This is a genomic window from Solirubrobacter phytolaccae, assembly GCF_027587195.1.
In the GTDB taxonomy this organism is placed as follows: Bacteria; Actinomycetota; Thermoleophilia; order Solirubrobacterales; family Solirubrobacteraceae; genus Solirubrobacter; species Solirubrobacter phytolaccae.
The window spans coordinates 85,821-98,818 of the sequence record NZ_JAPDDP010000013.1; the positions used below are offsets into that span (position 1 = coordinate 85,821).

The following is a 12,998-nucleotide window of genomic DNA, read 5'->3' on the forward strand; positions in this document are numbered from 1 at the left end:
GGCTGTGCGGACCGCGGTGGGCTGGACCGGGGACGCGATCGAGATCATCGACCAGACGCTGCTGCCGGCCGAGGAGCGGGTCATCCGCCTCACCTCGGTCGATGAGGTGGTGGACGCGATCCAGAGGCTCGCCGTACGCGGCGCGCCGGCGATCGGCGTCACGGGCGCGCTGGGCGTGCTGCTCGCGGGTGACGACGCAGCCGCGGCGGAGCGGATCGCCTCGGCGCGGCCGACGGCCGTGAACCTGCGCTGGGCGGTCGAGCGGGTGCTCGCCGCGGAGGACCGGAAGGCCGAGGCGCTCGCGATCCTCGAGGAGGACGTGGCCGCCTGCCACGCGATCGGCGAGTTCGGGCGCGCGGAGCTCGGCGGCGCTGCGAAGATCCTGACGGTGTGCAACACCGGCCGGCTCGCGACCGCGGGCTGGGGGACGGCGCTCGGCGTCGTCTACGCCAAGCACGCGGCGGGCGAGCCGATCGAGGTGTTCGCGTGCGAGACCCGACCGCTGCTGCAGGGCGCGCGGCTGACCGCCTGGGAGCTCGACGACGCCGGCATCCCCGTCACGGTGCTGCCCGACGGCGCCGCTCCGGCACTGCTCGCGGGCGGTCAGATCGACGCCGTCATCGTCGGCGCGGACCGGATCGCGGCGAACGGGGACACGGCGAACAAGATCGGCACCTACGCGCTGGCGATCGCCGCGCGCCATCACGGCGTGCCGTTCTACGTGGCCGCGCCGCGCTCGACGCTCGATCCGGCCACGCCGCACGGCGCCGTGATCGAGATCGAGGAGCGCGACGGCAGCGAGGTGCGCCGCGTCGCGGGGCTCGAGGAGTCCACGCGCGTGTGGAACCCGGCGTTCGACGTCACGCCCGCTTCGCTCATCACCGGGCTCATCACGGACGCGGGCGTGCTGCGCGCGCCGTTCGGACCGGCGATCTCCGGGGCGCTGTCTTGAGAGCGGCCGTGTACCTCGGCGAGGGCGCCGTGCGGATCGAGGAGCGCGAGGTGCCGCGTCCCGGGCCGGGCGAGGTGCTCGTCGCCATGCGCGCGTGCGGGATCTGCGGCAGCGACTTGATGCAGTGGTACCAGGACCCGCGGGCGCCCGTGGTACTTGGGCACGAGCCGGTGGGCGTGGTCGTCGACGCACGTGGCGACGAGCTGCCCCAGCCGGGCACGCGCGTGTTCATCCACCATCACGTGCCGTGCGGTGAGTGCGAGTACTGTCGCCGCGGGCACGAGACGCTGTGCGACACCTTCAAGGCGACGCGGATCGAGCCGGGCGGGTTCTCGGAGCTGATCCTCGTGCCGGCGTTGAACGCGTCGTTGGACCTGCTGGTGCTGCCGGATCATGTGAGCGACGAGGCGGCGACGCTGATCGAGCCGCTCGCGTGCTGCGTGCGTGGGCTCGACCGCGCGCGGGTGGATGCGGACACCCGGCTGCTCGTGATCGGCGGCGGCCAGATGGGGTTGCTGATCGCCGAAGCGGCGCTGGCGCGGGGCGCGGACGTGACCGTGGCCGAGCCGCGTGAGGACCGGCGGGCGCTGGCGACGTCGCTCGGCGCGCAGGGTGTTGAGCCGAGCGTGGAGGCCGTCGGCTCGCCCACGGTGATCATGCTCGCGACCGGCGTGGCCGCGGCGTGGGAGCTGGCGGTCGCGTCGGCCGACCGTGGCGGGATCATCCAGCTGTTCGCGCCGAGCGGGCCCGGCGAGCGGCGCGACTTCGGCGTCGACGACCTGTTCTTCCGCGAGCTGGAGATCCAGGCGTCCTACTCCGCCGGGCCGCAGGACACGCGCGCCGCGCTCGCGCTGATCGCCGACGGCCACATCTCGGCCGACAAGCTCATCACGCACCGGTTCCCGCTCGAGGAGACCGAGGCCGCGCTCGCTGCCGCGCGCAGCAAGGAGGGCATCAAAGTGGTCGTGACCGCCTCGTGAAGGCCGCGCTGGTCTACGCGCCCGGCGACCTGCGGATCGAGGAGGTTCCCGACCCGGTCGCGGGGCCGGGCGAGGCCGTGTTGCGGATCGGCGCGGCCGCTTCCTGCCACACCGACGTCAAGTCGCTCCTGCGCGGCCATCCCTCGTTGGGGCCGTTCCCGGCACGGTTGGGCCACGAGTTCGCGGGCACGATCGAGAGCGTGGGGGAGGGCGTGACGAACGTCGCGGTCGGCGACGTCGTCTTCAGCGGCAACTCCGCCCCGTGCGGCGAGTGCCGCCAGTGCCTGCGCGGTCGCGAGTCGCTCTGCCAGGACCTGCTCTACGTGCTCGGCGGGTTCGCGGAAAAGGTGCTGCTGCCCGAGCGGGTCGTGCGCAAGAACCTGCACCGGATCCCCGACGGCGTGCCGCTTGCGTTGGCGCCGATCGCCGAGCCGCTCGCATGCGCCGTGCACGCGCTGGACGTCGTCGAGGTGCCCGAGCGGGTGACGATCCTCGGCGGCGGGTCACTGGGGTTGATGCTCTCCGCGCTGGTGGCGAGTGCCGGTGGGAAGCCGACCGTGCTCGATCCTCACCCGGAGCGGCTGGAGCTGGCGAAGCGCTTCGGCGCGGCCAAGACCGTTGTCGCCACGCGCGGGCCGGACGACATCGCGCACGGCGGCGACGCCGACCTCGTGATCGAAGCCGTGGGTCGCCCCGAGGCGTGGGAGCTTGCGGTCGCGATGGCCGCGCCGGGCGGCACCGTGAACCTGTTCGGCGGCTGCGCGCGGGACACGACCTTCACGGTCGGCACCGCGCGCGTGCACTACGAGGAGGTCACCCTCACGGGGACCTACCACCACGCGCCGCGCTATCTGGCGCGCGCCCTGGACGTCCTCGCCGGGAACGAGTACCCGTGGGCCGAGCTGCTCGGCCCGCAGATCACGCTCGACCAGCTCCCGGACGCGCTGCTCGGCCGGCTGCACGATCCGCAGCCGGCCAAGTACAGCGTCATTACGGCGTCGTCGTCACCAGGCTGAACGTCAGCGTCTTCGCGTAGCTGCCGACCTCCAGCGGCTCACGCGCGGCGATCGCCTGCTTGAAGGTGATCGCCACCGGCTCCAGGGAGACGCCGCGGGCGAACGTGCGGACGGTCACCGGGGCCGTGAGCGGGGCGGACCCGAGGTGCAGCGGCGTGCTCAGCACAGCGCTGCCGTTGACGAGGTGGCCGGGGTTCGCGCCCGGGTCGGAGACGAGGAGCTGCGTGCCCGGCACGGTGGTGGTGACGGTGGCGTCGAGCGTGCCGGCGTAGTCGCGGGCGGTGCCCGGGACGAAGGCGCCGAGGTCGGGCGCGGCGCCCAGCTCCAGCGCGAGCACCTGCTCCACGCGGCCACCGAGCGTCACGCGCTGCCCGCTCACGTGCAGCGTCACCGGCGCGGAGGTGATGTAGGGCACGCCGGTGTCGCGGGTCAGGCGCGCGAAGACCGTGGCGCCGTCCAGCCTGGCTTCGGCGGACAGCGTCAGCACCGGGCCGGTCGCTCCGGCGACCTGGGTGGGCGTGGTCGCGTCCTTGCGCTGGACCCACCACTCGTAGTGGTCGAGCGGTGTCTCCGGTGCCTGCTCGGCCGTGAGCGCGATCGTCTCGCCGGGCGCGTAGCGCTCCGCCAGGCCGCGGACCGTCAGCACCTCGTTCGGCGGGTCGCCGTGGTCGGAGACGTGGATCGTGCGGTCGGGCGTGGTGGCGAGCACCGTGCCGCCGGCGTCGAGCAGCTGGGCGTGGACGAGCGCGCCGTCGAGCGCCTGGCTCGCGCGCAGCGTGTGCCTGGCGGCCGTGATCGGGAGCTGCGCGAACTCGGTCTGGTCGGCGCGCTTGAGGAACCACCGGTAGGCCGGGTTCTCCGGCAGCGTCTCGGCGATCGTCTCCAGCGTGACCGTCTCGCCCGAGTGGTAGTGGCCGGCGAGCTCCTTGAGGATGAACGCGCGGTCGCCGAGCGGCGCCTCGACGTTGATGTACGCGTTCTGGGAGATCGCGAAGCCGTTGCCCTCGTCGTTCAGCAGCAGCGCGATGATCGCCGCGCCGTCGTCGCTCGCGGTGACCGTGCGACGCAGCACGCCGGACGTCTCTTCGAGCTGGGTGAACTCGGTGTCGCTGGAGTAGAACCACGTGAAGCGCGTGAAGCGGCCGTCGTTGGGCGTGACCTCGGCCCGGAACTCCGCGACGTCGCCGGGCTTGTAGACCGGCTTGCTCGTCACCACCGCGACCGCGTAGCTGATCGCGGTGATCAGCACGGGCGGCGACTGGCCGACGACGCGACCTTCGGCGTCGAGCTGCTGGAACGCGACCTCCTGGCCGTCGTAGCTCTGGGCGAGGAAGCGCGAGCGCGGGATCACGTTCGGCGCGCCGAACTGGCTCAGCAGGACGAGCCGGTACGCATGGCCCTCGGGCAGCGGGTCGCCGGCGGGACGCAGATCGGCGTACTCACCGGCGGCGTACGACGCGCGGGCGCCCTCGATCCGCACGGGCACGCCCGAGCCGACGGGCTCCCCGGACACGTGGACCGTGAGGCGCTCGGAGCGCTTGAGCACGCGGGCGCCCTCGACGAGCTCGGCGACGAGCTGGAGGCCGTCGAGCTTGCGCGAGACGAGCTGCGTGTACTGCGCCCCGGGCTGCTCGGTGAAGTTCGGGTGCTGGTAGATGGCCGCGTCCTCGCCTGCGCCGGTCGCGTAGCGCCAGCGGATGCGCTGGCCGTCCGCGGGCTCGAGCCCGGACGCCGTCAGCGCCAGCGTCTCGCCGGACGCGTAGCTCGCCTTGCCGCCGTCGATCCGCAGCCGTGGGCCGGCGGGCGCCTCGCGCACCGTCGACACCTCGTACTCGGAGACGGTGGCGGTGAAGTCGTCGCCCCACTCGGGGACGAAGCGCGCGCGGACGCGGCTGGTGCCGAGCTCCAGGCCGGTCGTCGTGAACGTCGCGGTGCCGGTCGGGCCGACCGGCGCGAAGCCGAGCAGCGCGTACGGCGTGCGGAACTCGACCCAGCCCGTGGCGCCCACGGGCTCGACGCGGGCGGAGAACGTGACGGGGTCACCCACGGAGGACTCGGTCTTGTCGACGCTGTGCGTGGTGGTCGTCCGCACCGGGTCCGGCAGGAAGCCGACCTGGAACCGGTAGTCCATGCTGGCGGTGATCGGCGCGCCGCCGCGCTTCGCCGTCGCGGTGAAGCGCAGGATGTACGTGCCGGCGGCGCTGAACGCCCAGTTGGCGTGGATGTGCTGCTGGGCCTTGATCGTCCAGGCGCGGTGGGCGTCGCCGCGGTCGGTGAGCAGGCGCGTGATCGCGCCGAACCCGTCGACCGAGTACAGGTCGAACGTGCCCGGGCCGGAGCGCTTCTCGACCGACAGCGTGATCTCGTCGCGCTCAAAGGTGCCCGCCGGCACGTCCTCGGTGCTGAACCCGGGCCACAGCAGCGCGCCCTCGGGGTTGCTCTGCGGCGCGATCCACACGTCCGCGCCGGGCGCGCCGAGGAACGCGTACCTGGCGTCCTCCGGCACGGCGCGCTTGGCGGCCTGCTCGACGTTGAAGACGGTCAGCGCAGGGTCGAGGTCCTTCTCGCGCTCGTCCCCGATGTCAGCCTTGGTCCCGAGCGCGAGCTCGGGCCCGACCGACACGGCGTCGGTGTGGATCTTGGTCAGCACCTGGCGGACCTTGCTGGGCGGCGGCGCGGCCTGGGCCCGGGCCGCGGACGGGATCGACAACACGGCGACGACGAGTGCGAGCAGCACCCATCGTCCCCGCTGCAAGACAACAGAGAGCATGGCGTTCCTAAACGTAGAATGGGACTCGGTCCCGAAAACTACACGGCGGAACGCCTCCGCGCCAATCTAAAGAAAGCTAAAGGGGTCAGACCCCTTTAGGTTCGTTTAGGTTCGGGTTAGTGAGCGAAGGGGGCGGTGCGGGGGTCGGCGAGGAGCGCGTTCCACTCCTCGTCCGAGAGCGGCTGGGGCCGGTCGCGGGCACCCTCGACGGTGCAGATGAAGCCGAACGGCTCGTCGGTCGGGTTGATCCAGCGGTGCGGAGCCCAGGGCGGCGTCTCGACGAGGTCGAGGTGGTTGAGGTCCACCACCTGGTTGCCGATCAGCGCCTGGCCGGCGCCGCGCGCGGAGAAGACGACGTGGACGTGCTCGTGCTTCTCGAGGCTCGAGTAGCCGCCCGGGGCGATCTCGAAGTAGCGGACCTCGAAGCTCACGCCCGCCTCTTCGGAGCGGACGAGCGTGTGGCGCGACAGGCCCTGCCAGGCCATGCCGCGCGCGCTGCCTGGGTCGTCTTTGTAGGCGCGGGCGGTGACGCCGTCCCAGCGGAAGGCGGTGGGGTCGAATGCGGCTCGTCTCACGCTTCCAGGGTAGAGATGCCAAAGCCGATCGGGATTAAGGCATTTGTGGTACCGTCCTCCTATGCAATGGAGGTCCCTTTGTCCGTGCTCGCTGAGACCCGCGCGCGCACGCCCACTGCCGACGTAGCCACCCTGCGCCGGATCCACCTCGGCATGATCGACGCGGTGCTCGCGGGCGGCGGCATCGCGCCCGTCGCGGCGCTCGCGGCGGAGCACCTGCACGGCACGGTCGCGATCGTCCTGCCCGCCGCCGACATCGCGGCCGCCGCGCCCGACGACGAGCGGTTACCCGCGCTGGAGCACTACGTCGCCGAGCGCCTTCGGGGCGGCCCGGTGAAGGTGCCGCCGGGAATCGTCGCCGAGGTCGAGGTCCGCTCGGGCGACGAGCCGCTCGGCGCCGTGCTCCTCACGGGCGCTGAGCCCGCCGGTGACGCACGGGAGATCCTCGAGCTGGCCGCGCTCGCGGCGCTCACCGCGGTCACGTTGCGCGACCAGCGCGTGTCGCAGCGTCGCGCCGCCGCCGCGCTCTTCGACGAGCTGGAGCAGCTCTCCGGCCCGGAGGTGCTCGCCCGCGCGCAGCGCCTGGGCGCCGACCTGTCCCACGGCGCGAGCGCGTTGGTCGCGCGCCCGCCGGCGGGGCACACCGACCGCGTGCTGGCCGCGATCGCGCAGGAGCTCCCCGGCGCGCTCGCGGCCGCACGCGGCGACTTCGTGGAGGCGCTCACGCCCGGCTCGCCGGACCGCCTCACGCAGCGCCTGCGGGCGACCATGCCGGTCGGCGTCTCACCGCAGGAACCCGACCCGGCGGCGTTCGGCTCGGCGCTCAAGGCCGCCGCGATCGCGTTGCAGCTGGGCGGCGGTGAGGAGCTGCTCGGTGGCAGCTGGCGCCTGCTGATCGCGACGGGCGCCACCAACCCGGGCGAGCTGCGGAGCCTCGTCGGCTCCACGGTCGGCCCGGCGCCCGAGCAGCACGACACGCTGCGGGCCTACTTCGAGCACGGCGCGAACATGAACGCGACGGCGAACGCGATCTACGCGCACCGCCACACGATCGGCAACCGGCTGGAGCGCGTGCGCGTCCTCACCGGGCACGACCCGCAGACGCCGGCCGGGCAGGCCCAGCTCTCGCTGGGCCTGCAGGCGCTCGACGTCGAGCGGGCGGTGTCTCGCTTAGAACGCCGCTAGCACCGCGCCCTTGTAGTTCTCGTCGATGAACTGCTTCACCTCGGGCGAGGTCAGCAGCTCGGCCAGCTTCTTCACGCGCGGGTCATTCTGCTCCTCCGGCAGCGTGACCAGGAGGTTGGCGTTCGGGTTGCCCTCGGCCTGCTCGAGCACGAGCGCGTCCTCGCTCGGGGTGAGGTCGGCCTCGATGGCGTAGTTGCCGTTGATGACCGCGAGGTCGGCGTCGTCGAGCGAGCGCGGCGTCTGGGCGGCCTCGACCTCGGCGAACTTCAGGTCCTTCTGGTTGTCGATGATGTCCCGGATGGTCGCCGTCGTGCTCTCGTTGTCGTTGAGCGTGATCAGCTTGTTCGCCGCGAGCAGGCGCAGGGCGCGGGCCTCGTTCGTCGGGTCGTTCGGGATCGCGACCTGCGCGCCGTTCGGGATCGACGCCAGGTCCTTGATGTCACGCGAGTAGAGGCCGAGCGGCTCGATGTGCACGCCGACGATCGAGACGGCCTTGAAGTTGCGCGCCTTCTCCTGGTCGGCGAGGTACGCCGGCGTCTGGAAGTAGTTCGCGTCGAGCTGGCCGTCGATGAGCGCGGTGTTCGGCAGGACGTAGTCCGTGAACTCCTTGATCTCGAGCTTGAGGCCGGCCTTCTCGGCGAGATTGTCCTTGACGAAGTTGAGGATCTCGGCGTGCGGGACGGGGGAGGCGCCGACGACGAGGGGCTTGGACGTGTCGGTCGAGGCTCCGCTCGCGGCGGGCTCGTCGTCGCCGCAGGCGACCACACCGACAGCGAGGGCGGCGGCGGTCAGGGCAAGTGCGATGCGGCGCATCGGGACTTCCTTTCAGGGGAGGAGTGCTGCTAGGCGTGAGAGAGGCGGCGGGCGAACCAGTCGCCCGCCCACTGCAGGAGCTGCACCAGCACGACGAGGACGACGACCGTCGCGATCGTCACCTCGGTCTCGTAGCGCTGGTAGCCGTAACGGATGGCCACGTCGCCGAGGCCTCCGCCGCCGACGGCGCCGGCCATCGCGGAGTAGCCGATGACGCCGATCGTGGTGATGGTGACCCCGGACACGAGGCTGGGGAGCGCCTCGGGGATCAGCACTTTCTGGACGACTTCACGTCGCCGCGCGCCCGACGCCAATGCGGCCTCGACAAGGCCGCCCGGCACTTCCCGGAGCGCCGTCTCGACGATCCGCGCGAAGAACGGGATCGTCGCGAGCGCCAGCGGCACGATCGCCGCGGTGGTGCCGATCGTGGTGCCGACGAGTGCCCGCGTGAGCGGGATCACGGCGACGAGCAGGATGATGAACGGGACCGAACGCCCGACGTTGACGATCGCGCCGAGGACCTTGTTCGCGATCGGCTGCTCGAGGATGCCGCCGCGACTCGTGATCAGCAGCAGGACGCCGAGCAGGAGCCCGAGCGGGATCGTCACGAGCATCGCCACGCCGACCATCACGAGCGTCTCGCGCGTGGCCGTCCAGAGCAGGGGAGCCCAGTCGCTCCAGCCGTCGTTCATACCGTCACTTCCTTCGGGTTGACGACCAGGGCGCGAGTGACGCGCCGGTCCCCGATGCGCTCCGTCGACCGTGCTTCGATCCGGGCGCCCTCGGCCACCTCGGCCGCGAGCCGCTCGTCGGCGTCGTCGAACAGGACGAGCTCGCGCGCGTGCTCGTGTTCGCCGACCTCGACGCGCCCGAACTGAGGCAGCAGCCCGGAGGCCAGCCGCGAGTCGGGCCGCCCGACGACCTCGCCGAGCGGGCCGTGCTCGACGACACGACCGGCGTCGAGCAACGCCACGCTGTCGCAGGCGCGCCGGACGACGTCCATCTCGTGCGTGATCAACAGGACGGTCAACCCGAGCTCGGCGTTGATCGTGCGGAGCAGGTCGAGCACGGAGTTCGTGGTCTCGGCGTCGAGGGCAGAGGTCGCCTCGTCGGACAGCAGGAGTGCGGGCTCGGAGGCGAGGGCGCGGGCGATGCCGACGCGCTGCTTCTGGCCGCCGGAGAGCTGCGACGGGTAGGACGCGCCGCGGTCGCCGAGCCCGACGAGGTCGAGCAGCTCGAGCGCGCGGCGGCGCCGCTCGGCCCGGCCGACGCCCGCGATCTCCAACGGCAGCGCGACGTTCTCGGCGGCGGTGCGCGAGGACAGCAGGTTGAACTGCTGGAAGATCATCCCGATCTGCCGGCGCGCCGCGCGCAGCTGCGCGCCGCGCATCTTGGTGATGTCCTCGCCCTCGAGGTGGATCGTGCCGGCGGTCGGCTCCTCGAGCCGGTTCACGCAGCGGATCAGCGTGCTCTTGCCGGTGCCGCTGCGACCGACGACGCCGACGATCTCGCCCTTCGGCACGACGAGATCGACGCCGTCGAGGGCGACGACACCGTTGGGGAAGGTCTTGCGTAAGCCGCTGATCTCGAGCATCGAGCGGCGGAGCATAGAAACACCTGAACTCAGATCGTATTTAGATCTATTAGGACCGGGTGTCGGAAACCGTTATACGGACTGTCCTAAGCTCGAACTGTGCGGATGGTCCTCGCCGTGGTCGCGTTGCTGGTGCTCGTGGTCGCACCGGGAGCCTCCGCGGCGACCTGGGACGACTACAAGCCCATCCCCGGCGCCAACTACGCCGACCCGTCGCTCCGCCCGACGGTCAAGCAGTGGAAGGTCGCGATCGTCCTCGCCGACTTCCCGGACCGCGACTTCATCGTCTCCCAGTCCGAGAGCTCGACGCTCTGGGGCACGCCGACCGTCGAGGTGCACAGCGTTCCGCGCGCGGAGGTCCCGCGCTTCTACGCGGACTTCCTCAACCGCCCGCAGCGGCTCAACCACTTCCAGACGATGCACCGCTACTGGATGGAGAACTCCTACGGCCGCTACGGCGTCGAGCTGGTCCCGTTCGGGCCCTACCGGATGCCGCACCGCGCCTACCAGTACTTCCTGCGCCAGTACGCCGCGGTCGCCGATTCGTGCCCGACGCCGGCGCTCACGCCCTGCAACGCGAACTTCCGCGCCGACGCCCGGGCGGCGTGGGAGCGGGACGTCGGCACGCAGGCCGCGGCCGCGTTCGACAACGTCTTCTACGTCGCGGCGGGCGCGGCCGAGAGCGACACGTGGCGGGAGTTCGGCGAGATGCGCTTCACGGGTCCGGAGGCGATCCCCGACCGGTTCGGCCCGCACCCGCGCGACGCGCTCACGGCCAACTGGGCGCGGACGCGCTTCGCGCCGTGGACCTCGTGGGCGTCCGCCGCGAGCATTTGGCCGACGGCGTCCGGCGACACGGCGACCGCCGCCGAGACGACCGGGATGGGTGGCTACGCGCACGAGCTCTCCCACAACCTGGGGCTCGACGACAACTACAACAACCCGTTCGCCAGGACCGTGCAGCGGTCGGCCAGTGGCAACTGGGACATGATGAGCCGCGGCTCGTCCAACGGTCCCGGCGGGCCGCACACGCGCTGGCTGGTGCCGTCGACCCAGGGCGGGTCGCTCGGCGCGCAGCACGCGATCCACAACAAGGCCGCGCTCGGCTTCCTCGACGCCGGCGATGTCCTGCACTTGAGCCGGGAGCTGCTCGCGACGGCCGGGCCCGCGGTGGTGGACGTCAAGGCGCGCGAGGTGGCGCCGCACGGCGAGACGGTCGGCGTCGACGTCGCGCTCGACGGCGACGGTGGCGACCAGTCCGCGCCGTGCACGTTCGCCGCGAACCCGCTGTGCGACGGCGGCGGCTACGACCGCTACACGCTCGAGGTCGTCCAGCAGATCGGGTCCGACTCGTTCCTTCCTGGGCACGGCGTGCTGATCGCCAAGGCCAAGGACCGCAGCTCGTCGTGTGGGAGCTTCCGGTGCTCGCTCTGGTACGTGGACGCGAACCCGCGGGACATCGACCAGGTCGACTACGTGCGGCCGGACGGGACGGCGATCAAGGTCAACGCGGGCGACGACCGCCAGCTCGACGACGCGGCGTTCGACGCCGGCGTCGGCTCAGGCACGCGGGCCGAGTACGTCGACGCGGCGAACCGGCTGCACTTCTACGTCATCGACCGGCGCACGGACGCCGACGGCGTCCTGCACCACACCGTGGCGGTCCGCTCCCTCGACGACACGGGGGCGCGGCTGCGCGGCGTGCGGGTCGGCGCGCCGACCGTGCACCGCGATGGCGACGCGACCACGTGCACGTTCCCGGTCACGAACACGGGCGACAGTGCGGACGTCCTGCGCCTGTGGGCGACATCGGCGCGGCTGCGCACCGTGCTCGTGGCGCCGCGGGCCGGCGAGACCGTGCTCGTGCCGGTGGACGTCGAGCCCGGGCCGGGTCGCGTGACGTTGACGGCGGTCTCCGAGAGCGACGACACGCGGTCCGCCAGCGCCTCGTGCGGTGGGGCGAACTCGAAAGTGCAAGAATTCCCATCGGGATCATGGACTTTCGGTAAGGTGCGAACTCCGATCAGCTTCGAGCTATTTCGAAGGAGCGCACTTCGTGAAGTCCCACACGCCCAAGTTCATGGCCCTGGCAGCCACCTTTCTCGCCTTGGTCGTGTCGGCCTGTGGCGGCGCGAGCGATGAGGTAGGCAGCAGCAACAGCTCGGAGTCCACGAACGCCGCCGCGACTGACGGCGGCGGCGCCGAGGTCAAGCTCTCGCTGGTCGCCTACGCGGTGCCGAAGGTGGGCTTCGACCTCGTCATCCCGGCCTTCAACCAGACGCCGGAAGGCAAGGGCGTCACGTTCAGCCAGTCCTACGGCGCCTCCGGCGACCAGTCGCGCAAGGTCGAGTCCGGCCTGCCGACGGACATCGTGAACTTCTCCGTCGAGCCCGACGTGACCCGGCTCGTGAAGTCCGGCCAGGTCGACGAGGACTGGAACCAGGGCGAGCACAAGGGCATCCCGTTCGGCTCCGTGGTCACGATCGTGACGCGCAAGGGCAACCCCAAGGGCATCAAGACCTGGGACGACCTGCTCAAGGACGGCGTCGAGGTCGTCACACCCAACCCGTTCTCGTCCGGCTCCGCGAAGTGGAACCTGCTCGCGCCGTACGCCGAGAAGTCGAACGGCGGGCAGGACCCGAAGGCCGGCCTGGACTACCTGAGCAAGCTCATCGGCGACCACATCAAGGTGCAGCCCAAGTCCGGCCGTGAGGCGACCGAGACGTTCCTGCAGGGCACCGGCGACGTGCTCCTGTCCTACGAGAACGAGGCGCTGTTCGCCGAGCGCAACGGCGAAGAGGTCGAGCACACCAACCCGCCGGTGACGTTCAAGATCGAGAACCCGGTCGCGGTCCTCAACACGTCCAAGAACAAGGAGAAGGCGCAGGCCTTCGTCGACTTCCTCTACACGCCCGAGGGCCAGGAGAAGTGGGCCGAGGCCGGCTTCCGCCCGGTCGACCCGGACGTCGCCGCCAAGCACGCCGCCGACTTCCCGGAGCCCGAGAAGCTGTGGACGATCGACGACCTCGGCGGCTGGGGCAAGGTCAACGACGAGCTCTTCGAGCCCGAGACCGGCTCCGTGGCGAAGATCTACGACGAGGCCACGAGCTAGG

Annotated in this window: 11 protein-coding genes; 6 read left to right on the top strand and 5 right to left on the bottom strand. The window is 71.6% G+C overall.

The window, feature by feature from the left end; genetic code table 11:
• The first annotated feature begins 4 nt into the window (after positions 1-4).
• From mtnA to OJ997_RS09495, 3 genes are read left to right on the top strand one after another with little or no spacing between them, the layout of a single operon-like run.
• On the top strand, positions 5-952 hold the full coding sequence (gene mtnA, locus OJ997_RS09485; RefSeq protein ID WP_270024841.1) for an S-methyl-5-thioribose-1-phosphate isomerase: 948 nt from the start codon (positions 5-7) through the stop codon (positions 950-952).
• Positions 949-1,932, top strand: a complete 984-nt coding sequence (locus tag OJ997_RS09490; protein ID WP_270024842.1) for an alcohol dehydrogenase catalytic domain-containing protein — start codon at positions 949-951, stop codon at positions 1,930-1,932. Before mtnA ends, OJ997_RS09490 begins: the two co-directional genes overlap by 4 nt.
• Positions 1,929-2,948: a zinc-dependent alcohol dehydrogenase gene (locus OJ997_RS09495; protein ID WP_270024843.1), complete on the top strand. Its 1,020-nt coding sequence runs from the start codon at positions 1,929-1,931 to the stop codon at positions 2,946-2,948. The genes OJ997_RS09490 and OJ997_RS09495 overlap by 4 nt, the downstream gene beginning before the upstream one ends.
• Here the strand turns inward: OJ997_RS09495 and OJ997_RS09500 are convergent.
• Positions 2,923-5,718, bottom strand: a complete 2,796-nt coding sequence (locus OJ997_RS09500; protein WP_270024844.1) for a choice-of-anchor M domain-containing protein — start codon at positions 5,716-5,718, stop codon at positions 2,923-2,925. The genes OJ997_RS09495 and OJ997_RS09500 overlap by 26 nt on opposite strands.
• A gap of 116 nt (positions 5,719-5,834) precedes the next feature.
• A complete protein-coding gene (locus OJ997_RS09505; RefSeq protein ID WP_270024845.1) occupies positions 5,835-6,293 on the bottom strand; it encodes a cupin domain-containing protein in 459 nt (152 codons plus the stop codon).
• Between the two features lie 66 nt (positions 6,294-6,359).
• Between OJ997_RS09505 and OJ997_RS09510 the strand changes: the two genes are divergently transcribed.
• Entirely contained in the window at positions 6,360-7,478 is a 1,119-nt protein-coding gene (locus OJ997_RS09510) for a PucR family transcriptional regulator (protein ID WP_270024846.1), read from the top strand.
• Here OJ997_RS09510 and OJ997_RS09515 read toward each other — a convergent pair.
• Genes OJ997_RS09515 through OJ997_RS09525 form a run of 3 tightly spaced genes read right to left on the bottom strand, consistent with a single transcriptional unit; the run spans position 7,464 to position 9,885 of the window.
• A complete protein-coding gene (locus OJ997_RS09515) occupies positions 7,464-8,291 on the bottom strand; it encodes a MetQ/NlpA family ABC transporter substrate-binding protein (protein WP_270024847.1) in 828 nt (275 codons plus the stop codon). The genes OJ997_RS09510 and OJ997_RS09515 overlap by 15 nt on opposite strands.
• 29 nt (positions 8,292-8,320) lie before the next feature.
• Positions 8,321-8,983 carry a methionine ABC transporter permease gene (locus tag OJ997_RS09520; protein WP_270024848.1) on the bottom strand — a complete coding sequence of 221 codons (663 nt, stop codon included), beginning with the start codon at positions 8,981-8,983 and terminating at the stop codon, positions 8,321-8,323.
• Complete coding sequence (locus OJ997_RS09525; protein WP_270024849.1) at positions 8,980-9,885, bottom strand: methionine ABC transporter ATP-binding protein; 906 nt, start codon at positions 9,883-9,885, stop codon at positions 8,980-8,982. The genes OJ997_RS09520 and OJ997_RS09525 overlap by 4 nt, the downstream gene beginning before the upstream one ends.
• Before the next feature lie 105 nt (positions 9,886-9,990).
• Between OJ997_RS09525 and OJ997_RS09530 the strand changes: the two genes are divergently transcribed.
• Both OJ997_RS09530 and OJ997_RS09535 read left to right on the top strand, forming a co-directional pair.
• Entirely contained in the window at positions 9,991-12,027 is a 2,037-nt protein-coding gene (locus tag OJ997_RS09530; protein WP_372517884.1) for an immune inhibitor A domain-containing protein, read from the top strand.
• Positions 11,966-12,997: a sulfate ABC transporter substrate-binding protein gene (locus tag OJ997_RS09535; protein ID WP_270024851.1), complete on the top strand. Its 1,032-nt coding sequence runs from the start codon at positions 11,966-11,968 to the stop codon at positions 12,995-12,997. The genes OJ997_RS09530 and OJ997_RS09535 overlap by 62 nt, the downstream gene beginning before the upstream one ends.
• Position 12,998: the final 1 nt, after the last annotated feature.

Bases quoted from the DNA above. Each gene is read 5' to 3' on its own strand.
- OJ997_RS09520 (WP_270024848.1), bottom strand. From the start codon at position 8,983: ATGAACGACGGCTGGAGCGACTGGGCTCCCCTGCTCTGGACGGCCACG.
- OJ997_RS09500 (WP_270024844.1), bottom strand. From the start codon at position 5,718: ATGCTCTCTGTTGTCTTGCAGCGGGGACGATGGGTGCTGCTCGCACTC.
- OJ997_RS09530 (WP_372517884.1), top strand. From the start codon at position 9,991: ATGGTCCTCGCCGTGGTCGCGTTGCTGGTGCTCGTGGTCGCACCGGGA.
- OJ997_RS09525 (WP_270024849.1), bottom strand. From the start codon at position 9,885: ATGCTCGAGATCAGCGGCTTACGCAAGACCTTCCCCAACGGTGTCGTC.
- OJ997_RS09515 (WP_270024847.1), bottom strand. From the start codon at position 8,291: ATGCGCCGCATCGCACTTGCCCTGACCGCCGCCGCCCTCGCTGTCGGT.
- OJ997_RS09510 (WP_270024846.1), top strand. From the start codon at position 6,360: ATGGAGGTCCCTTTGTCCGTGCTCGCTGAGACCCGCGCGCGCACGCCC.
- OJ997_RS09535 (WP_270024851.1), top strand. From the start codon at position 11,966: ATGGCCCTGGCAGCCACCTTTCTCGCCTTGGTCGTGTCGGCCTGTGGC.